We start from the raw sequence: 19,743 nt of genomic DNA on the forward strand, positions 1-19,743 counted from the left end.
AGCATCACACCTTCGCGTCGCCGCGCTCCTGCGAGTGCTTGTCGCCCAGACCGGGGCCCGAGTGGGCCTCGGTGCGCATGCGCTCGACCATGTGCGGGTAGTGCAGCTCGAACGCGGGGCGCTCGGAGCGGATGCGGGGCAGCTCGGTGAAGTTGTGCCGCGGCGGCGGGCAGCTGGTGGCCCACTCGAGGCTGTTGCCGAAGCCCCACGGATCGTCGACCGTGACGACCTCGCCGTAGCGGTAGCTCTTGAAGACGTTCCACACGAAGGGCAGCGTCGAGGCGCCCAGGATGAACGCGCCGACCGTCGAGATCTGGTTCAGCGTGGTGAAGCCGTCCGTGTCGAGGTAGTCGGCGTAGCGACGCGGCATGCCCTCGGCGCCGACCCAGTGCTGCACCAGGAAGGTCATGTGGAAGCCGATGAAGGTGAGCCAGAAGTGCCAGCGGCCCAGGCCCTCGTCGAGCATGCGGCCCGTCATCTTCGGGAACCAGAAGTAGATACCGGCGTAGGTCGCGAAGACGATGGTGCCGAACAGCACGTAGTGGAAGTGCGCGACGACGAAGTAGGTGTCGGACACCGCGAAGTCGAGCGGCGGCGATGCGAGGAGCACGCCGGTCAGGCCACCGAAGAGGAAGGTCACGATGAAGCCGATCGAGAACAGCATCGGCGATTCGAACGTTATCTGGCCTCTCCACATCGTGAGGATCCAGTTGAAGAACTTCACACCTGTCGGCACCGCGATGAGGAAGGTCATGAAGCTGAAGAAGGGCAGCAGCACCGCGCCGGTGGCGTACATGTGGTGCGCCCACACCGCGACCGAGAGGGCCGCGATGGCCAGCGTGGCCAGGACCAGACCGCTGTAGCCGAAGATCGGCTTGCGGCTGAAGACGGGGAAGATCTCCGAGACGATGCCGAAGAAGGGCAGCGCGATGATGTAGACCTCGGGGTGGCCGAAGAACCAGAACAGGTGCTGCCACAGGATGACGCCGCCGTTGGCGGGGTCGTAGATGTGGGCGCCGAACTGGCGGTCGACCTCGAGGCCCATGAGCGCGGCGGTCAGCAGCGGGAAGGCCAGCAGGATCAGCAGCGAGGTCACCAGGATGTTCCAGGTGAAGATCGGCATGCGGAACATCGTCATGCCGGGGGCGCGCATGCAGATCACGGTGGTGACCATGTTGACGGCGCCGAGGATGGTGCCGAGGCCACCGACCGCGAGGCCCATGATCCACAGGTCGGCACCGGGGCCGGGCGAGTGGAGGGCGTCGGTCAGCGGGGTGTACGCGGTCCAGCCGAAGTCGGCAGCGCCGCCGGGGGTGATGAAGCCGGCGATCACCATGATGGCGCCGAAGACGAACAGCCAGTAGCCGAAGGCGTTCAGGCGCGGGAAGGCGACGTCGGGCGCGCCGATCTGCAGCGGCAGCACGAAGTTGGCGAAGCCGATGACGATCGGCGTCGCGTACAGCAGCAGCATCACGGTGCCGTGCATGGTGAACAGCTGGTTGAACTGCTCGGTGGAGAGGAACTGCAGGCCCGGGTTGGCCAGCTCGGCGCGCATCAGCAGCGCCATCAGGCCACCGATGAGGAAGAACGCGAAGCACGTGACGATGTACATGATGCCCAGCGTCTTGTGATCGGTCGTCGTGACCAGCTTGTAGATGAACGAGCCCTTGGGCCCGGTCCGCTGCGGATACGGACGTGCGGCGGTCACCTCGACTGCCGGACGATGCGCTTGCGCGGTCACAAATCCTCCTGCCCTGGGCCTTCCGGTACCGCGGCTGTCGGTATCGGCGTACGGCCTCTTCAATCAGGTCTTTCGGGCGGTGTTCGCTCACGGCGGACGCCACCCTTGTGGGGCTAGCGTAGCGCCTCGCACCCGGGCTTGTCCCCGCGGTCCTACTCTGCGTCGTACTCGCGTCGCGGGAGCGGCCGGAAAGGCCCCGGCTGCTACCGTGGCGCACGGTCGGAACTACAGGTGAGGACAGTTGCCGTGAACAGGCTCGGAACATCCAGGGCGGGCGCCGCGATCGCGCTCACCGTCGTCGCCGGCTCGGTACTCACCGCGTGCGGCGGCTCGGAGCCGATCCAGCAGCCCTTCGCCTCGATCTCCACCACCACGACGCGCCTCGCGTCGGCGAACATCATCGGCCTCGACCGCGAGCCCGGCGAGGCCTGCGCGGCCCCCGTCGCCGGCACCGCCGCGCCGGCCGCCATCGTCGTCGCCGATCCCGCGCTCCTCGACGGCCTGTGCGCGCTCGGCCTGCAGAACCGGGTGAAGGCCGTCGGCGGGGACGTGCCGTCGTACCTGGGCGCGACCCTCGCGAAGGTCCCGAAGCTCGCCGGCGGCGCGCAGGCCGACGTCGCGGTCGGCACCGCGGACTCGGCGGAGGCGAACCGCCGCGCCGGCCGGACGGTGACGATCCCGGCACCCGCGGCGGACTGGCGCCGCAGCTTCCTCGCCCTGGCCGACGCGGTGCGCATGCCCGCGGAGGCGCGGGCCGTGCTGGACCGCTACCAGCGGGACGCGGCGGAGAAGTCGGTGAAGATCGACGCGGTGCACAACACCGTCTCCCTGGTCCGGTTCACGGCGGACGGCAAGAACCTCGCGCTGGGTACCGCGCCGCTCGCGGCGCAGGTCCTCGCGGACCTCAAGGTCGTACGGCCGGAGCCGCAGCGCAAGCCCGAGGCCGTCGAGATGTCGGGCGACGACGTCTCCGCCGCCGACGCCGACCTGATCTACGTGGGCTACGAGGGCGACAAGGGCCGCGAGCACGGCATGGCCGTCATGACCACGAAGCCCTGGAAGCAACTCCGCGCCGTGGTCGCCAAGCGGCAACTCCTGGTCGAGGACTCCGCGTGGTTCTCCGCGGGCGGCCCCGTCGCCGCCGGCATCGTGCTGCACGACGTCGGCAACACCATCAAGGCCTCCTCCTAGGCCACCTCCCCCGCACCCCGTCGCGTCCCGACGGGGTGCTCGGCGTGCGTCCGCCACAGCCTCCGCGCAGGGGCGGAAACACCCCGGAACGCGAACGTTCCTCCGTGACGCCTCTCACATCCGCCGGGTAAAACCGCTGGCCGAGAGCTCGGTGTACACCTGTTCACGGATTGCCGGTCGAAGAGCCTTCATTCATGCTTGTTTCAAGTGATAGTCTGAGGACGATTCAATCTCATACACGGCTTCTACCAGCACAGACGCCTGTGGGATTTCCCACAGGGTCACGGAAGAAACACCAGGTACGAGCCGGTCGAGGGTGCCAGGAAAGGATCCATCATGGCCCTGCTGAACATGCCCCGAGTGACCCACATGGCGCGCATGCGCGGCCGCTCGTTCCCCGGCCAGGCCGAATACGAGCAGACGCTGAACGACCTCTCCGAGGCCTCGGTGCGCCGTAATTTCGATCCCTACGTCGACATCGACTGGGACTCCCCCGAGCTCGCGATCGTCCCCGACGATCCGCGCTGGGTCTGCAACCCGCGCTTCGACCCGATCGGCCGCCACCCCTGGTACCAGGAGCAGCCGCTGGCCAAGCAGATCGAGATCGGCATGTGGCGCCAGGCCAACGTCGCCAAGGTCGGCCTGCAGTTCGAGTCGATCCTGATCCGCGGCATCATGCAGTACACCGCCGTGCAGCCGAACAACTCCCCCGAGTTCCGCTACGCCACGCACGAGGCGAAGGAGGAGTGCCAGCACACGCTGATGTTCCAGGAGTTCGTCAACCGCGTCGGCATGGACGTCCCCGGCGGCGCGTGGTGGTTCCGCCGCCTGTCGCCGATCATCCCGCTGGCGGCCACCACCTTCCCGAACATCTTCTACATGGGCGTGCTCGCCGGCGAGGAGCCGATCGACCACCTGCAGAAGCAGTTCCTGCGCTCGGCCGACACGCAGCACCCCGCGATGACCTCGGTGATGCAGATCCACGTGGCCGAGGAGGCCCGCCACATCTCGTTCGCGCACCAGCTGCTCGAGCACAAGGTGCCCACCCGCGGCCCGATCCCCCGCTTCCTGCTGTCGCTGGCGATGCCGCTGGTCATGCGCATCCTGCTCGGCGCGATCATGGTCCCGCCGAAGCAGTTCTGGGACACCTTCGACATCCCGCGGTCGGTCAAGAAGGACATCTTCTGGCGCTCGCCCGAGTCGAAGGCCATGCGCCAGGAGATCTTCGGCGACGTCCGCCTGCTCGCGGAGCGCACGGACCTGATGAACCCGGTCTCCCGCGTGCTGTGGCGCGTGCTGGGCATCCACGGACGGACCTCGCGATTCCGCAGCGAGCCGTCGTACACCGCGCAGTAGTCTCGAACCACCCCGAATATCCGGCTCGGCGGTCACCCGCCGAGCCGGACCCGTATCCCGGCCCGGATGCGAACACCCCGGAGGAGCTTCCTCAATGCCCCACGTCATCACCCAGTCCTGCTGCAGCGACGCCTCGTGCACGTTCGCGTGCCCGGTGAACTGCATCCACCCGACGCCCGACGAGCCGGGCTTCGCGACGGCCGAGATGCTGTACGTGGATCCCACCACCTGCGTCGACTGCGGCGCCTGCGTGACGGCGTGCCCCGTCGACGCGATCGGCCCCGCGCACCGCCTGCCGGAGGAGCACAAGGTCTACATCGAGCTCAACCGCTCGCTCGCGGCGGCCGACCCGGCCAACTCCTCGCTCGGCGGCCCCAACCCGCAGGAGCGCAGCCGCCCGCCGATGGCGCACACCGTGCCGCCGAAGGTCCTCCCGATCCCGTCGGGCACCGTCATCAGCGTCGGCGTGATCGGCAGCGGCCCGGCCGCGATGTACGCGGCCGACGAGCTCCTGCGCTACCCGGGCGTCACCGTCGACGTCTACGAGAAGCTGTCCACGCCCTACGGCCTCGCCCGGTTCGGCGTCGCCCCCGACCACACCCGCACCCGCAAGGTCTCGGGCCTGTTCGACAAGGTCGCCGCCGACCCGAACTTCACGATCCACCTGAACACCGAGGTGGGCACCGACGTGAGCCTCGAGGAGCTGCGGAAGCGCCACGACGCGATCGTCGTCGCGGTCGGCGCCAGCACCGACAAGAAGCTGGGCATCACCGGCGAGGACCTGCCCAACGTGCGCAGCGCCACCGACTTCGTGGCCTGGTACAACGGCCACCCCGAGCACAAGGGCGACGCGGTCGACCTCACGCACGACCGCATCGTCGTCATCGGCAACGGCAACGTCGCGCTCGACGCGGCCCGCATCCTCACCGCGGAGCCGGAGGAGCTCGAAGGCACCACCATCTCCCCCGCCGCCCTCGCCGCGCTGCGCGAGTCGAAGGTCGAGGAGGTCGTGATCGTGGCCCGCCGCGGCCCCGAGCACGCCGCGTTCACCCTGCCGGAGGCCCTGGGCCTCGCGGACGAGCGCACCGTCATCGTGCACCCGGACCCCGACGTCGCCGAAACGCTGGTCGCGGGCAGCGATTCCGAGCTGGTCAGTCACAAGCTGGAGCTCCTCGAGTCGCTGGAGACCCAGTCGGACGCGCCCCGTCGCATCCGCCTGCGCTTCCTCACCACGCCCGAGTCGATCGAGGCCACCGACGACGGCCTGGTCCTGCACGCGAAGCACACCGTCACCGGCGAGGCGATCGACCTGCCCGTCGGCATGGTGTTCACCTCCGTCGGCTACCGGGGCGTCCCGGTGCCGGGCCTGCCCTTCGACGACCGCCGCGCGGTGCTGCCGAACGAGGCCGGCCGGGTCCTCGGGGACGACGGTGCGCCGCTCCCCGGCGTGTACGTCACGGGCTGGATCAAGCGCGGCCCCAACGGCTTCATCGGCACGAACAAGACCGACTCGCAGGAGACGGTGGAGAAGTTCGCCGAGGACGTCGTCGCCGGCGTCATCAAGGGCCGTCCGTCGGGGAAGCGCAAGCGCCCGCTGGGCCGTTTCCTGGGCGCGTAGTCCCGCCCGGGCGCGTAGTCTCAGCGCCGTGGCCTCCTCCGCGCACGGCGAGCCGATCGAACTGACCGTCGGTGACCGGGTCGTGCGCGTCTCCAGCCCGGACCGGGTCTACTTCCCGCGGATCGGCGCGACGAAGCTCGACGTCGTGCGGTACTACGAGGCCGTGGGCCCGGGCATCGTCCGGGCGCTGCGCGATCGGCCGACGATGCTGCACCGCTACCCCAAGGGCGTCGACGGGCCGAAGGTGCACCAGAAGCGGATCCCCGCCGGCGCGCCCGACTGGCTCGAGACGGTGGAGATCTACTTCCCGCGGTTCGGCCGCACCGCCGACGAGGTGGTCGTCACGGAGCTCGGCTCGGTGATCTGGGCGGCGCAGATGTCGACGGTCGAGTTCCACCCCTGGAACTGCCGCGCGGGCGACCTGGACCATCCCGACGAGTGGCGGATCGACCTCGACCCGATGCCCGACTGCTCATGGGAGCGCGTACAGAAGGTGGCCGCGGTCGTGCGGGAGGTGCTCGACGAGCTCGGCATCCGCGGCTTCCCCAAGACCTCGGGCGGCTCCGGCCTGCACGTGTACGTGCGGATCGAGCCCCGCTGGACGTTCTCGGAGGTCCGACGGTGCGCCCTCGCCTTCGCAGGGGAGGTCGAGCGCCGGGCACCGTCGGACGTGACGACGGTGTGGTGGCGCAAGGACCGCGACCCGGCGGCGGTGTTCCTCGACTACAACCAGAACGCCCGCGACCACACCATCGCGTGCGCGTACTCGCTGCGCGGCACCCCGATCGCCACCGCCTCCGCCCCGATCACCTGGGACGAGGTGCCGGACGTGCACCCCGACGACTTCACGATCCGCACCCTCCCCGCCCGCTTCGCCGACCTCGGTGACCTGCACGCATCCATCGACGACGAGGCCTTCTCGTTGGACACCCTCGTCGAGTGGGCCGACCGCGACGACCTCCCCCTCGCCGATTGACGCAGCGGGAGCGCAACGGTGGGCAGCGCCCCATGCGCGATCGACCATGGATCCCATGACCGTCACCGACGACCTGCTCACGAACAACGCCGCATACGCCGAGGCCTTCTCAGGCCCGCTTCCCCTCCCACCGTCGAAACACGTCGCGGTCGTCGCCTGCATGGACGCCCGGCTCGACGTCTACCGCGCCCTGGGCCTCCAGGAGGGCGAGGCGCACGTCATCCGCAACGCCGGCGGTGTGATCACCGAGGACCAGATCCGCTCGCTGGCGATCAGCCAGCGGCTGCTGGGCACCACCGAGATCATCCTGATCCACCACACCGACTGCGGCATGCTGACGTTCACCGACGACGGGTTCAAGGCCGACATCCTGGCCGAGACCGGCATCAAACCCGCCTGGGCCGCCGAAGCCTTCGCCGATCTGGACACCGACGTGCGGCAGTCGCTCAAGCGCGTGGCGGCGAGTCCGTTCATCCCGTCCACGACGTCGTTGCGCGGCTTCGTCTTCGACGTGGCCACCGGCCGGCTGCGCGAGGTGGCGTCGGCCTAGGGCGGACGACCTAGCGGCAGGTCTCGCTGACGACGCGGACCGTCGAGGCGGGATGGGCTTCGAGCAGGGCCGCCGGGCGGATCGGGCGGCGGACGAGCTCGCCGCCGCAGTTGGGGCACGTGCCGTGCAGCTTCTCGTCGTTGCAGTCCGCGCACCACGTGCATTCGAAGGTGCAGATGAGCACGTCGCGTGCGTCCGGCGCGAGGTCGCGCCCGCAGCACTCGCAGTTCGGCCTGATCTCCAGCATGTGAACCTCCTTGCCGCCCACTGTCGCAGTTCCGTGCGGTTCCGACGAACGAATCCCCAGGATGTCGCCGCCGAAACCGCTAGGAACTGCCGATGAAGTCGAGCAGACCGTGGACGGGATCGAGAGCATTCGTGACGTTGGCGACGGTGACCACACCGGTGACGACGGCGGCCACCAGCGTCGCCGCCGCCCACCGTCGACGATCCTGCCGCCAGGCACGGACGGCGAAGACCAGCAGCACGACGGTCAGCACGCCGGCCATGACCACGACGGCCAGGTGGTACCGCGCGAAGTCGTCGACCAGCGCCTGGACCGGGCCGGACGGCGTCGCCCGCAGCTCGGAGCGCATCAGTGCGAGCGCGCGTCCGGGCTCCCCGTCGCGCAAACGCACCGGGTCGAGCAGCGAGAACGCCGACGACAGCGGCGCGATCGCGCCCTGCACATTGGCGATGAGCAGCACCGTCGGGATCAGCGCCAGCGCGCGGTGCCCCAAGTACAGGGCCAGCGCCAGCAGCAGCGCCGCGCACACCGCCTTGATGAGGTGGAAGCCCGCCCAGTCATCGACGAGCGATTCCAACCCGGCCGTCGGCTCCGCCCGCTCCCCGAGCAGCCAGGGCGGGAACACATCGACGGCCCTGGCCTCGACGTCCGTGCCGTACACCGCTCGCGGCAGGAACACGAACGCGAGAACGAGAAGACCCGCCCCGACGAGCCACCACAGGCTCGTCTGCGGGCGGGTCTCGCCGGAGTCGTCCGGGGTCAGAAGTCCCAGTCCTCGTCTTCGGTGTTGACGGCCTTGCCGATCACGTACGACGAGCCGGAACCGGAGAAGAAGTCATGGTTCTCGTCGGCGTTGGGCGACAGGGCGGAGAGGATCGCCGGGTTCACGTCGGTGGCGTCCTTGGGGAACAGCGCCTCGTAGCCCAGGTTCATCAGCGCCTTGTTGGCGTTGTACCGCAGGAACTTCTTCACGTCCTCGGTGAGCCCGACCTCGTCGTACAGCGACTCGGTGTAGTCCTCCTCGTTCGAGTACAGCTCCATGAGCAGGTCGAACGTGTACTCCTTGAGCTCTTCGCGGCGCTCCGGGCTCTGCGTCTCCAGCCCGCGCTGGTACTTGTAGCCGATGTAGTAGCCGTGCACGGCCTCGTCGCGGATGATCAGGCGGATCATGTCGGCCGTGTTGGTGAGCTTGGCCCGCGAGGACCAGTACATCGGCAGGTAGAAGCCGCTGTAGAACAGGAAGGACTCGAGCAGCGTCGAAGCCACCTTGCGCTTGAGCGGGTCGTCGCCGCTGTAGTAGCCCATGACGATGGCCGCCTTGCGCTGCAGATTCTCGTTCTCCTCCGACCAGCGGAAGGCGTCGTCGATCTCGCGAGTGCTGCACAGGGTGGAGAAGATCGAGCTGTAGCTCTTCGCGTGCACCGACTCCATGAACGCGATGTTGGTGTACACCGCCTCCTCGTGCGGGGTGAGCGCGTCGGGGATCAGCGAGACCGCGCCGACGGTGCCCTGAATCGTGTCGAGCAGCGTCAGGCCCGTGAAGACGCGCATGGTGAGCTGCTTCTCGTGGTCGGTGAGCGTGCCCCACGACGGGATGTCGTTGCTGACCGGCACCTTCTCGGGCAGCCAGAAGTTGCCCGTCAACCGGTCCCAGACCTCGGCGTCCTTCTCGTCCGGCACCCGGTTCCAGTTGATCGCCGACACCCGGCTGACCAGCTTGAGCGGAGCTCCGTCGGCGGGGCTGTGAGCGGCGGTTTCAGACATGACACCTCGGTTTTCGCGGAGCTGGATTTCAACGCTCATGACACTACCCCTTGGGGCCGACAAGTCCGGGAAACGCAACACCTAGTGCCATCGCGCCAGTTCGGCGTGTCGCCCGTCGGTGCCGCCGGGTAGCCTCCGCGCATGCAGATCACCAGCACGGTCGCCATCGCCGCGCCCCGCGCCGCGGTCTTCGCGGCGTTCGCCGACATCGAGAACGCGCCCGCTCGGATGTCCGGGATCGAGAGCGTCGAGTTCGTCTCCGACGTCCGCACCGGGCTCGGCACCCGCTGGCGCGAGACGCGCCGCATGTACGGCCGCGCCGCCACCGAGGAGATGGAGATCACGGCGTTCGACGCACCGTCGGGCTACACCGTCGAGGCCGACGGGCCAGGTGTCCGGTACCGCACCGAGTTCCGCTTCGAGGACGACGGTGCCGGCACCCGCGTCACGATGACCTTCGGCGGCGAGCCCACCACGACGGTCAGCCGCATCCTCGCCGTCCTCACCAAGCCCCTCACGGGATCGGTGCGCAAGGCGGTGGAGGCCGACCTCGCCGATATGAAGCGGTACCTGGAGCGCCCCGGCTCCTAGCCGCGCCCTGCGGTGGATTTTCGCCGCTCAGCGGGCACTATCCACCGCACAGCGTCGCTCAGATGATCACGACGTCGAGCAGCCCGTCGAGCACGGACCGATCGCCGTCCAGCTCGACGGTGCCGGGCTCGGCCCGTCGCCACAGCACCAGGTCGAGGTCGGACGCGGTGCCGCGCAGCGTCACGTCCGCCGGGGCCGGCTCGTCGAGGACGTCGATCCCGTCGGCGCGCAGCCGCAGTGTCCACCGGTCCCCCGTGTCGGTCGCCTCGATCGCGATCACCTTCCCCACCAAATCCTCAGGCAGCCCCTTCTTGCCGACGATGAGTGGGATCTGCATCTGCGTCAGCTCGGTGATGCCGTCGGCGGCGGTCCACGCCGGGAGCGGCTCGGCACCGTCGGGCAGCGAGTTCTGCAGGTCCCAGCGATGGATGGACACTTCCTGCGTCATCCGGCGCATCCAGAACGCGGCGACGGTGCGGCCGATGAAGGCGCGCGCGGGCTCGTCGGGCGCATGCCGGCGGAGCTCGTCGATCAGGGCCGCGTTGACGCCCGCGTACCACCCCAGGACCGCGTCGCCGTCGGGCGCGTCGGAGACGTCGGGGATGAAGCGCTCCTTCGAATCCGGGCCGCCCTGCAGGAAGGCGGTGGCCCAGCGATGCGCGCCGGCGGTGTGGACGATGCCGTCGCGCACCGTCCACCCGGGGCAGCTGGGGACGGGGAGCGGCAGGTGGGCGGGGTCGATGGCGGCGATGCGGGCGCCGTCGGCGGCGATGGAGTCGAGCCAGAGCTGAGCGGTCATACCCCGACCTTACGAACTCAGGACAGGCCCGCGAGCCGATACAGCACCAACGACCCCGCGACCGCGACGTTGAGACTCGCGCCCCGCCCGATCATGGGGATCTCGACGGCCTCGTCGAGCAGGGGCAGGGTGTCGCTCGGGATCCCGGAGAACTCGTGCCCCAGCACGACGACGGTGCGCCCCCGCGCGGGCGGGAGGTCGCCGAGGCGCGTGGCGCCCTCGGCGAGTTCCACGCCGATGATGTGCGAGCCTCGTTCGCGCTGCTTGAGCAGCCAGTTCTGCGGGTTGCCGACGCGGTGGATGCAGCTGGGCCCGGGCAGCGTATTACCCTTGCGCAGAGCACCCTTCACCCAGTCGTGCGACGGGACCGCCATGCAGGCGCCGACGGCGTCGCAGGTGCGCAGCAGGGTGCCGAGGTTCGCGCCGTGCTGCGCCCAGAGCGGGGCGACGATGAGGTGATCCCAACAGGAGTGGCCCTGGCGCCGCCGTGCGCGGCGCAGTTCGGAGCGGGACTTCACCCGCAGCTCGGCCATCAGACGGTGTGAGGCGTGGCGCCCCTTCCATGATTCGTCATCGCTCCAGGCTACGTGACCTGCACGGCGTCCAGCAATGCCGCGGCAACGGTGGCGTCGCCGAAGATCGCGAGGTCGGCGAGCGGCACCCGACGCCACAGCGCGAGGTACAGGTCCGACGTGGCGCCGCGGAGCGCGACGTCGCCCTTCGCGTGCCCACGCTCGACGGCGATGGACTCCCGCGCGAGCGTCAGGGTCCATTCCGCGTCGTCGCGGTCGGTGCCGTGCAGGTGGACGGTCCGCCCGACGAGCCCGTCCGGCAGGCCGGGACCGCGGGAGAGGAACCGTCCGGCGAACACCTCGGCCCACTCCTCGATCCCGTCGCCGGCGAGCACGGATTCGACGGGTCGCGCTGCGTTCCAGGAGTTCTCGGCGTCCCAGCGGTGCACGGCGGTCTCGTGGGCCTGGCGGCGCATCCAGAAGCCGGCGGTGACGCGGCCGGTGAAGGCTCGGGCCGGCTCGTCCGCGTCGTGGCGGCGCAGCTCGGCCAGCAGTCCGTCGAGGCGGTCGCGGTACCAGGCGGTGACCGCCGCCCCGGCGGGCGCGTCGTCCTCGATCGGGGCGAACCGGTTCGTCGAATCCGGGCCCTCGGCGAGGAAGGTCGCGGCCCAGCGATGGACTCCGCCGAGATGCACGACGAGGTCGCGCACCGTCCACCCGGGGCAGCTCGGGACGTCGAGGGCCAGCCGCTCCGGCGGGGTGGCGGCGACCGCGCCGCCGTCCCGCTCCAGCGCCGCCAACCAGTCGTTCGGGGCCGTCATGGCCGCGACGATACCGCCTGCAGTGCATGCTGTAGCGGTGACCGAACTGCCGATGTTCCCGCTCGGCGCCGTGCTCCTGCCCGGCGAGGAGCTGCCGCTGCGCGTCTTCGAGCCGCGGTACCGACGCATGATCGAGCAGTGCCTCGCGACCGACGGCCGGTTCGGGGTGGTCCTCATCGAGCGCGGCAGCGAGGTGGGCGGCGGCGACGTGCGCACCGACGTCGGCACCGTGGCGCTCATCGACCGGTACGTGCGCCGCCCCGGCGGCGAGTTCACCCTGATCTGTCAGGGCACGGACCGCGTCCGCGTCACCCGCTGGCTGCCCGACGATCCCTACCCCCTCGCCGAGGCGGAGGCCTGGCCGGACGAGGTCCAGCCCGCCGTCGACCTGATCCCACTGCTCGGCAAACGCAGCGAGATCGAGAGGCTCGCAGCGCGACTCGCCCGCAGCGAGGGAGGCCGTCCGCGCGCATGGCCGAAGCTGAAGCTCCCGGAGAACCCGGTGGAGCGCAGCTACTACCTCGCCCGAGCGCTGCCGCTGGCCGACGCCGACCGGCACCGGGCGCTCGCCGCTCCCGGTCCCGCCGACCGGGTGCGCGTGCTCACCGAGGCCCTGGACGACGTGATCGCGACCCTGCGGTTCCGCCTTCAGTAGCGGCCGCGCTAGGTAGACCGTATGGTCTACCTAGCGGGACGACACCGATCGAGAGGGCCGCCATGCCACGACGTCCAGATCCGAGTGCGCAGCAACGTGCGATCCGGAAATTCCAACGCGAGAGGCTGATCGGTCGATACGTCGCGAATCCGATCGTGAGCGGGCTGCAGCGCCTCGGCGTGCGCACCTCGCTCGCGACCACCTTGGAGACCACCGGTCGGAAGAGCGGCGAGCCCCGAGCAGTGCCGGTCGCGGCGACGTTCGACGACGAGGGCGCCTGGATCGTGAGCCAACACGGCCGCCGGTCCGGCTGGGCGCTCAACGTCAGCGCCGATCCCGAGGTCCGGATCCTGGAGGGCGAGATCTGGCGCGCCGGCACGGCGGAGTTCCGCCCGGAGGACGACACCCACGCTCGGATGCGGACGTTCGCACCCAGCGCGACGCTCGAGGGAATCACCACGTCCGCGTTCCGGGCACTCGCCTCCGATCCGATCAGCGTGCGCATCACGTTCGTCGACGCGCCCTGATATCCGCCTAGCGGTCGCCGTACATCGCGAGCAGCGACGCCTCGACATCGTCGAGCGGCTGCGTGGATCGCGTCGCGCTGCTCACGATGACCGCGCCCTCGATGGCGGCGATGATGGTGGTCGCGGCCTGACGCGCCGCCTTCGCCCCTCCGCCGCACTCCTCGAACCGGTTCGCCAGCAGCGCGATCCAAGTCTCGAACGCCTCACCGGCCGCATCCGCCGCTGGCGCGGAATCCGCCCTTCCCAGCGCTGCGGCGACGATCGGACACCCCGACCGGAACCCGGACGAGACCAGGACCTGCCGCCATGCAGCCCCGACCTGCTCGAGCATGTCGGTGCGACCGGTCGACTTCGCGATCGCCGCCTCGATCAGTCCGGCGATGTAGCCGCCCGCCGCCCGCGTCGCGGTATCCACCAGTTCCGACTTCCCGCCGGGGAAGTTGACGTAGACGGTGCGTCGCGATCGACCGCTGCCCTCGATGATGTCGGCGATGCCCGTGCCGGCCACGCCCTGCTCACGCATCAGAGCGATGGTGGTGCGTATCAGGTCATCCCTGGAAGTCATCTCTCCGCCTGTCGGGTTCGGGGGCGCCGCGCCGCCGTGCGCGGCACCCATCGTCCCGCGAGTATACCGATCGGTATACTCGCGGGTGCCGTAAGCGCATCATCCGATCGAAGGAGCGAACATGTCGACCACGAGCGAGATCCCCAGCGGCCTGGAGCTGCTGCGTGCCGCCGCCGCGATGCCTGTGACTGAGCACGGCATCGGCGGCCTGCTGGGGATGCGCATCGACGAGGTGAACGAGGGCGAGGTCACCTTCAGCCTCAACACCCGCACCGACTTCGCGAACCCGCTCGGCAGCGTGCACGGAGGGATCTGCGCCACCCTGCTGGACTCGGTGATGGGTTGCGCCGTGCACACCACACTCGGCCCCGGCGTGGGCTACGGAACCCTGGAACTGAAGGTGAATTACGTGCGGACGGTGCCCACCGACGGCGTCCGCCTCACCGCGACCGGTCGGGTGATTCACGCCGGCCGTCAGGTCGCGACCGCGGAGGGCCGGGTCGAGGACGAGCGTGGCAGGCTCGTCGCGCACGGCACCACCACCTGCCTGATCTACCCCGCGATCACGCCGTAGCCCGGATCGCCTCCGGCTCGGGAACAAGGGCCGGTCGGGCCCGGCGGATCTGCGGAGCCGTAGGGCTGCGCCTCCGATGTGCACCAGAATGAGTCCCATGCACCTCGACGGAATCGACTGCTGATGCATATCGAGGACGTCCGTGCCGCGAGCCCGGAGTGGTACCGGACCGGCTTCCGATACTTCCCCTACGCCGCGCGGCACGACGATGCCTGGTGGGTCCTACGGGTCAATCACGGCTTCCCCGAACACGATCTGCTCACCCTGTTCGTCGGCGGCGCCGCCGTCGTCGACGTGACCCCCGGCAGCAGTTCCTCCCCGTTCCACACGAGCCTCTCTCGGCTGCAACCGCTCGGCGGTGGCCGTGAGCCGCTGCTGGAGCAGGCCGTCGCCCGCACGGCGATCGAACCGATCGCCGCGTTCGCCGACTTCGGCAGCGAGGACGGCGACACCTGCGACTTCTGCTTCAACGACAAGGACGGCTACGCCCCGATGTGAGAGCCGCCCATGTCGTTGACGATCGCGGTCGCCAGGGCGCGCGCCCGGTCGAGTTCCGCATCGTCGCCGAAGAGTTCGCGACGGGTGTTCGCCGCGGCGAGGTAGGCGTCGACGCGGAAGGCGTCCGTCGCGGGGTCCGGCGACCCCGCCGCGGCCAGCTCCCGCTCGAGGAGATCGAGCCACTCCCGCTTGAGTTCCCGCACTGCGTCGGCGACCGGCCCCACCCGGTGCCCGTACTCAGCGGAGGTGGTGGTCACGAAACATCCGCCGGGGAACGTGCCTGCGCGGAGGTAGGCGACCCAGGCGTCGAGGAGCGCACGGAGGCGGTCCGCGCCGGGCGAGGCCGCCAGCGCCGGCCGGATCACCACGTCGACGTACACGCGCCGCGCCTCCGCGACCGCCGCGATCTGGATCGCCTCGCGCGTGGGGAAGACGGTGAGGATGCCGCTCTTGCTCACCCCCGTCGACGAGGCGAGGCCGCCGACGGTGATGCCGTCCAGCCCGTCCACCGTCGCGACGTCGGCCGCGGTCCGCGCGACCAGCCGCCGGGTGGCGTCGCCGCGTGCGCGCCGGCCGTCGGCGGCCGCCGGTTTCGTCATGCGTTCACTGTAGCCACGCGGACCCGCCTGGACGGGGTGCCGCCCGGGGCGTACCGTCGAGCCATGTTTACGACCGATCGGTCGTGCATGAACGGAGGACCATGCCCGACAACGCGTTCACGCCGCTCCTCGAGCGCAGCATCGCCATCGCCGCCCCGCCCGCCGTGGTCTGGGAGGCGGTCGGCGACGTGCGCCGCATGCCCGAGTGGAGCCCGCAGGTGACGTCCGTGCGACTACGGGCACCCGAGGACGACATCCGTCTCGGCACCCGGTTCACCAACCTCAACCGCCTGGGCGACCTGGAATGGGTCACGCACGGCGAGATCGTAAGGCACGAACCCGCGCAGGAGATCGCCTTCCGCATCGCGGAGAACTACACGATCTGGTCGTTCACACTCACGGCCGACGGCGCCGACACCCGGCTCACGCAGCGCCGTGAGACCCCGGACGGGATCTCGCGGTTCTCCCTCGACCTCACCGAGAACCACCTCGGCGGACAGAAGGCGTTCACCGCACTGCTGGAGGAGGGCATGGAGCGGACCCTCGCCGGCATCCGCGCGTCGACCGAGGCGGTCGCCCGGCGCTGACCGCACCGACCCGGCGAGCCCGGGCCCGGGTCACACCGGGGAGGCGGCCGCGACCAGTGCCTCCAGGTACCCGACGACCTGATCCAAGGGCTCGACGGATCGCTCCACCCGGCAGAGGATGATCGCCCCCTCGATCGAGGCGATCGCCATCGTCGCGAGGCTCTCGGCCGCCGGCGGCTCGAAGCCGTCGGCCACCATCCCCGCGGCCAGGACCTCGCGCCAACGCCGCATCGTGTGCGCGACCACCGGACGGAGGTGCTCCTCGTCGGACGAACCGCCCACGGCGACGGACACGACGGGACAGCCCGCAGCGAAGTCCGAGCCGCGCAGGACGGCGACCCAGAAGGCCGAGAACCGGTGCAGCGCCGCGACGGCACCGTCGCCCGACGCGCCCTCGACGAGCGCGGTGATCGACTCCCCCGCGAAATCGAGCGCGTCCGCGACGAGTTCGGCGCGGCCACCCGGGAAGTGGTGGTAGACGGAACCGCGGGGGGCACCGCTGCGGGCGAGCACGGCGTCGATCGTCACCCCGGCGGCGCCCCGCTCCCGCATCAGATCGACAGCGCTGAGCAGCATCCGACGTCGCGTGTCCCGCCGTGGTGCCACGGTGCACCCCTCTCCACCCTTGCTATGAATTATGGCCTAGTCCATACTAGGCCCATGAACCCCGAGGCGCCCACCACCGACTGGCAGAAGTCCGCGTGCATCCTCTGCGAGTGCAACTGCGGCCTGGAGATCCAGGTGCAGGACGGGCGGCTGGCCAAGATCCGCGGCGACAAGGAGCATGCGACCTCGCACGGCTACACCTGCGAGAAGCCCCTCCGCCTGGACCTCTATCAGAACGGCCGCGACCGGCTGACCTCGCCGCTGCGCCGCCGGCCGGACGGGACCTACGAGGAGATCGACTGGGACACCGCCGTCCGCGAGATCGCCGCGCGGCTCACCGCCGTGAAGGAGACGCACGGCGGCGAGCGGATCCTCTACTACTCCGGCGCCGGCCAGGGGAACCACCTGCCCGCCGCCTACGGCCAGTCGTTCCGGGCTGCGCTCGGCATGCGCTACTACTCCAACGCGCTCGCGCAGGAGAAGACGGGCGAGGGCTGGGTCGACGAGCAGCTGTACGGCACGCACACCAAGGGCGACTTCGAGCACGCCGAGGTCGTGCTGTTCCTGGGCAAGAACCCCTGGCAGACCCACTCGTTCCCGCGGGCCCGGCCCGTCCTCAAGGAGATCGCGAAGGATCCCGCGCGGTCGATGATCGTGCTCGACCCCCGCAGGAGCGAGACCGCCGCGATGGCGGACTTCCACCTGCAGGTGCTGCCGGGAACCGATGCCTGGTGCGTCGGCGCCATGCTCGCGGTCCTCGTCGAGGAGGACCTGATCGACCACGCGTTCGTCGACGAGCACACCGACGGGATGGACGACGTGCTGGCCGTCCTGCGGCGGATCCCCATCGACCAGTACGCGGCCACCTGCGGCGTCGACGAGGAACTCATCCGCGCGGCGACCCGCCGCTTCGCGACCGCGGCGAGCGCGACGACGTACGAGGACCTCGGCGTTCAGCAGGCGCCGAACAGCACGCTCGTCTCGTACCTGAACAAGCTGCTGTGGATCCTCACCGGCAACTTCGGGCGCCCCGGCACGATGTTCCTGCACTCGTGGTTCTCCTCCCCCGTCGCCGCCCCCGGGGGCGACCCCCGGCGCGCGCGTCGGGCACCGTCGAGCGTGGCGACGAAGGCGGCGCGCCGGACGATCGCGAAGGGCGTCGCCCTCGGCGCCAGCGGGCTCTCGCGCGCCGTGCCCGCGGCCGCCGGGACGCCGCTTCCCCACGCGCTCATCGATTCCGCCGCGCACGCGCTGCTCACCCGGATGGCACCGATGATGAGCGCGGGGCTCGCCGCCGAGCAGCAGCCGAAGACCGAGCGGACGACACCCGTCACGGGCGCGCGGATCATCGGCGGACTCATGCCGTGCAATTCGATCGCCGACGAGATCCTCACCGACCATCCGGATCGCCTCCGCGCCATGTGGATCGACAGCTCGAACCCCGCCCACTCACTACCGGAGTCGCGGCGCTTCATCGAGGCGATGCAGGCGTGCGAGCTGACGGTCGTCGTCGACGTCGCGATGACCGAGACCGCACGCCAGGCCGACTACGTGCTGCCCGCCTCGAGCCAGTTCGAGAAGTGGGAGTGCACCTTCTTCACCATGGAGTTCCCGCACAACGCGTTTCAGCTGCGCGCGCCGCTCCTCGATCCGCGGCCGGGAACCCTGCCGGAGCCGGAGATCTACGCCCGCCTGCTCCGCGAGCTCGGCGCCGTCGACACCGGGCTCCTGGACCGGCTCCGCACCGCGCTCACGGCCGGCACCGACGCGTTCGCGCTCGCGTTCTTCTCCGCCGCTGCCGCGGACCCGTCGCTGCTCCGCCTCGTCGGGTACGTGCTGTACGAGACGCTGGGCCCCACCCTGCCCGACGGTGCGCGCAGCGCCGCGATCCTCTGGGGCGCGGCCCACCTGTGTGCCCTGTCCCGTCCGGATTCCGTCGCCCGCGCGGGCTTCACCGGCTCGGGCATGCGTCCGGGCCAGCAGCTCTTCGACGCGATCCTCCGCGAGCGCTCCGGCGTCACCTTCTCCGTCGATGAGTGGGAGAACGCCTGGGACTACGTGCTGCGGAAGGACAATCGATTCACCGTCGCCATCCCCGAGCTGCTGGCGAAGGCCGACGAGCTCCGCGAGGCGCCGTCGTCGTGGACCACCGACGAATTCCCGTTCGTCCTTATGGCCGGCGAGCGGCGGGCCTTCACCGCCAACACGATCATCCGCGACCCGGCGTGGCGACGCCGGGACGCCGGTGGTGCCCTGCGGATCAGCGCGGAGGACGCGGACCGTCTCGGCCTGGAGCCGGAGTCGCGGGTGCGGATCACCACCGAGGCGGGCTCGCTGGAGTCCTCGATCGAGATCAGCGACATGATGCGCGCCGGACACGTCTCGCTGCCCAACGGTCTCGGCCTCGACTACCCCGACGCGGATGGACTCGCGCGTCCCGGCATCGCCCCGAACGAGCTCACGAGCGCGAAGTACCGCGACTGGTTCGCCGGGACCCCGTGGCACAAGTACGTTCCCGCCCGCATCGAGCCGGTCGCGCCATGACGCCGCCGACGGTGACCGTCGCCGACGTGATGCTGCGGCGCCCGACCGTGCACCCGGCCGACATCACCGTCGGCGCCGCGCGCACGGCGTTCGAGACGAGCCCCAAGCTCCACCTGCTCCTACTGATCCGCGACGGCGCGCTCGTCGGAACGCTCGACCGCGACGACCTGACCGGAAGCGCGGACGACGCGGCCCCCGCGCTCGCGGTGGCATCCCTCACGGAGCGCACCACCCCGCCGGTAGCGCCGGCCGACCGGCTCCGCTCCCACATGATCACCACCGGGATCCGCCGGCTCGCCGTCGTCGACGACGACCTGCGCCTGCTGGGGCTGCTGTGCCTCAAGGCCAGCAGGACCGGGTTCTGCACCGACGACGGTGTCGACGGGATGCGCCGGGCACGCCGCGACTCCGACGGCGACTGA

General features: G+C 70.3%; 23 protein-coding genes. 13 read left to right on the forward strand and 10 right to left on the reverse strand.

What is annotated here, in order from left to right:
* Positions 1–4 precede the first annotated feature (4 nt).
* Positions 5–1,741: a cytochrome c oxidase subunit I gene (ctaD, locus tag ACLQ3K_RS06100; RefSeq protein WP_425997830.1), complete on the reverse strand. Its 1,737-nt coding sequence runs from the start codon at positions 1,739–1,741 to the stop codon at positions 5–7.
* 246 nt (positions 1,742–1,987) lie between these two features.
* Here ctaD and ACLQ3K_RS06105 point away from each other — a divergent pair, with 246 nt between their 5' ends.
* The 5 genes from ACLQ3K_RS06105 (at position 1,988) to ACLQ3K_RS06125 (ending at position 7,432) form a co-directional block, all read left to right on the forward strand.
* Positions 1,988–2,932 carry an ABC transporter substrate-binding protein gene (locus ACLQ3K_RS06105; RefSeq protein WP_425997832.1) on the forward strand — a complete coding sequence of 315 codons (945 nt, stop codon included), beginning with the start codon at positions 1,988–1,990 and terminating at the stop codon, positions 2,930–2,932.
* Between the two features lie 351 nt (positions 2,933–3,283).
* Positions 3,284–4,288 carry an AurF N-oxygenase family protein gene (locus ACLQ3K_RS06110; RefSeq protein ID WP_224650451.1) on the forward strand — a complete coding sequence of 335 codons (1,005 nt, stop codon included), beginning with the start codon at positions 3,284–3,286 and terminating at the stop codon, positions 4,286–4,288.
* Positions 4,289–4,382: 94 nt separating this feature from the next.
* Positions 4,383–5,906 carry an FAD-dependent oxidoreductase gene (locus ACLQ3K_RS06115; protein ID WP_425997834.1) on the forward strand — a complete coding sequence of 508 codons (1,524 nt, stop codon included), beginning with the start codon at positions 4,383–4,385 and terminating at the stop codon, positions 5,904–5,906.
* A gap of 28 nt (positions 5,907–5,934) precedes the next feature.
* Positions 5,935–6,882, forward strand: a complete 948-nt coding sequence (gene ligD / locus ACLQ3K_RS06120) for a non-homologous end-joining DNA ligase (RefSeq protein WP_425997836.1) — start codon at positions 5,935–5,937, stop codon at positions 6,880–6,882.
* A gap of 55 nt (positions 6,883–6,937) precedes the next feature.
* Positions 6,938–7,432, forward strand: coding sequence for a beta-class carbonic anhydrase (locus ACLQ3K_RS06125; protein ID WP_425997838.1), 495 nt, complete (start codon positions 6,938–6,940; stop codon positions 7,430–7,432).
* A gap of 10 nt (positions 7,433–7,442) precedes the next feature.
* On the opposite strand, the gene ACLQ3K_RS06130 is transcribed toward ACLQ3K_RS06125, so the two are convergent.
* The 3 genes from ACLQ3K_RS06130 to nrdF all read right to left on the reverse strand — a co-directional run bounded on the left by ACLQ3K_RS06130 (position 7,443) and on the right by nrdF (position 9,443).
* A complete protein-coding gene (locus ACLQ3K_RS06130) occupies positions 7,443–7,679 on the reverse strand; it encodes a DUF1272 domain-containing protein (protein ID WP_224650414.1) in 237 nt (78 codons plus the stop codon).
* 79 nt (positions 7,680–7,758) lie between these two features.
* Positions 7,759–8,358, reverse strand: a complete 600-nt coding sequence (locus tag ACLQ3K_RS06135) for a hypothetical protein (protein ID WP_425997840.1) — start codon at positions 8,356–8,358, stop codon at positions 7,759–7,761.
* Between the two features lie 80 nt (positions 8,359–8,438).
* Positions 8,439–9,443, reverse strand: coding sequence for a class 1b ribonucleoside-diphosphate reductase subunit beta (gene nrdF / locus ACLQ3K_RS06140; RefSeq protein ID WP_224650410.1), 1,005 nt, complete (start codon positions 9,441–9,443; stop codon positions 8,439–8,441).
* A gap of 141 nt (positions 9,444–9,584) precedes the next feature.
* On the opposite strand from nrdF, the gene ACLQ3K_RS06145 reads away from it, so the two are divergent.
* Complete coding sequence (locus tag ACLQ3K_RS06145; RefSeq protein WP_224650408.1) at positions 9,585–10,034, forward strand: SRPBCC family protein; 450 nt, start codon at positions 9,585–9,587, stop codon at positions 10,032–10,034.
* A gap of 58 nt (positions 10,035–10,092) precedes the next feature.
* On the opposite strand, the gene ACLQ3K_RS06150 is transcribed toward ACLQ3K_RS06145, so the two are convergent.
* The 3 genes from ACLQ3K_RS06150 to ACLQ3K_RS06160 are packed head-to-tail and all read right to left on the reverse strand — an operon-like array spanning position 10,093 to position 12,166.
* Complete coding sequence (locus ACLQ3K_RS06150) at positions 10,093–10,833, reverse strand: maleylpyruvate isomerase family mycothiol-dependent enzyme (protein WP_425997843.1); 741 nt, start codon at positions 10,831–10,833, stop codon at positions 10,093–10,095.
* Positions 10,834–10,850: 17 nt separating this feature from the next.
* The gene (locus tag ACLQ3K_RS06155; RefSeq protein WP_425997847.1) at positions 10,851–11,366 is read right to left on the reverse strand and encodes a TrmH family RNA methyltransferase; all 516 of its coding nucleotides are present in this window, start codon (positions 11,364–11,366) and stop codon (positions 10,851–10,853) included.
* A 50-nt stretch (positions 11,367–11,416) separates the two neighbouring features.
* Positions 11,417–12,166, reverse strand: coding sequence for a maleylpyruvate isomerase family mycothiol-dependent enzyme (locus tag ACLQ3K_RS06160; protein ID WP_224650402.1), 750 nt, complete (start codon positions 12,164–12,166; stop codon positions 11,417–11,419).
* 37 nt (positions 12,167–12,203) lie between these two features.
* On the opposite strand from ACLQ3K_RS06160, the gene ACLQ3K_RS06165 reads away from it, so the two are divergent.
* Positions 12,204–12,821 (forward strand): LON peptidase substrate-binding domain-containing protein, encoded by a 618-nt coding sequence (locus ACLQ3K_RS06165; RefSeq protein ID WP_224650400.1) that lies wholly within the window; start codon positions 12,204–12,206, stop codon positions 12,819–12,821.
* Positions 12,822–12,976: 155 nt separating this feature from the next.
* Positions 12,977–13,348, forward strand: a complete 372-nt coding sequence (locus ACLQ3K_RS06170) for a nitroreductase family deazaflavin-dependent oxidoreductase (protein WP_224650398.1) — start codon at positions 12,977–12,979, stop codon at positions 13,346–13,348.
* A gap of 7 nt (positions 13,349–13,355) precedes the next feature.
* Here the strand turns inward: ACLQ3K_RS06170 and ACLQ3K_RS06175 are convergent, their stop codons facing one another.
* Positions 13,356–13,964 carry a TetR/AcrR family transcriptional regulator gene (locus tag ACLQ3K_RS06175; protein ID WP_224650396.1) on the reverse strand — a complete coding sequence of 203 codons (609 nt, stop codon included), beginning with the start codon at positions 13,962–13,964 and terminating at the stop codon, positions 13,356–13,358.
* Between the two features lie 70 nt (positions 13,965–14,034).
* Here ACLQ3K_RS06175 and ACLQ3K_RS06180 point away from each other — a divergent pair, with 70 nt between their 5' ends.
* Together ACLQ3K_RS06180 and ACLQ3K_RS06185 are read left to right on the forward strand one after the other, a co-directional pair.
* Positions 14,035–14,487: a PaaI family thioesterase gene (locus tag ACLQ3K_RS06180; RefSeq protein WP_224650394.1), complete on the forward strand. Its 453-nt coding sequence runs from the start codon at positions 14,035–14,037 to the stop codon at positions 14,485–14,487.
* A 123-nt stretch (positions 14,488–14,610) separates the two neighbouring features.
* Positions 14,611–14,985: a hypothetical protein gene (locus ACLQ3K_RS06185; RefSeq protein WP_224650392.1), complete on the forward strand. Its 375-nt coding sequence runs from the start codon at positions 14,611–14,613 to the stop codon at positions 14,983–14,985.
* Here ACLQ3K_RS06185 and ACLQ3K_RS06190 read toward each other — a convergent pair.
* Positions 14,970–15,584 carry a TetR/AcrR family transcriptional regulator gene (locus tag ACLQ3K_RS06190; RefSeq protein ID WP_224650390.1) on the reverse strand — a complete coding sequence of 205 codons (615 nt, stop codon included), beginning with the start codon at positions 15,582–15,584 and terminating at the stop codon, positions 14,970–14,972. The genes ACLQ3K_RS06185 and ACLQ3K_RS06190 overlap by 16 nt on opposite strands.
* Before the next feature lie 101 nt (positions 15,585–15,685).
* Here ACLQ3K_RS06190 and ACLQ3K_RS06195 point away from each other — a divergent pair, with 101 nt between their 5' ends.
* The gene (locus ACLQ3K_RS06195) at positions 15,686–16,171 is read left to right on the forward strand and encodes an SRPBCC family protein (RefSeq protein ID WP_224650388.1); all 486 of its coding nucleotides are present in this window, start codon (positions 15,686–15,688) and stop codon (positions 16,169–16,171) included.
* 30 nt (positions 16,172–16,201) lie between these two features.
* On the opposite strand, the gene ACLQ3K_RS06200 is transcribed toward ACLQ3K_RS06195, so the two are convergent.
* Positions 16,202–16,747, reverse strand: coding sequence for a TetR/AcrR family transcriptional regulator (locus ACLQ3K_RS06200; protein WP_224650386.1), 546 nt, complete (start codon positions 16,745–16,747; stop codon positions 16,202–16,204).
* An 84-nt stretch (positions 16,748–16,831) separates the two neighbouring features.
* Here ACLQ3K_RS06200 and ACLQ3K_RS06205 point away from each other — a divergent pair, with 84 nt between their 5' ends.
* Positions 16,832–19,321, forward strand: coding sequence for a molybdopterin-dependent oxidoreductase (locus ACLQ3K_RS06205; protein WP_425997852.1), 2,490 nt, complete (start codon positions 16,832–16,834; stop codon positions 19,319–19,321).
* Positions 19,318–19,743 (forward strand): CBS domain-containing protein, encoded by a 426-nt coding sequence (locus tag ACLQ3K_RS06210; RefSeq protein ID WP_224650382.1) that lies wholly within the window; start codon positions 19,318–19,320, stop codon positions 19,741–19,743. The genes ACLQ3K_RS06205 and ACLQ3K_RS06210 overlap by 4 nt, the downstream gene beginning before the upstream one ends.

It is taken from the genome of Tsukamurella sp. DT100 (assembly GCF_049844855.1).
Classification (GTDB): Bacteria; Actinomycetota; Actinomycetes; order Mycobacteriales; family Mycobacteriaceae; genus Tsukamurella.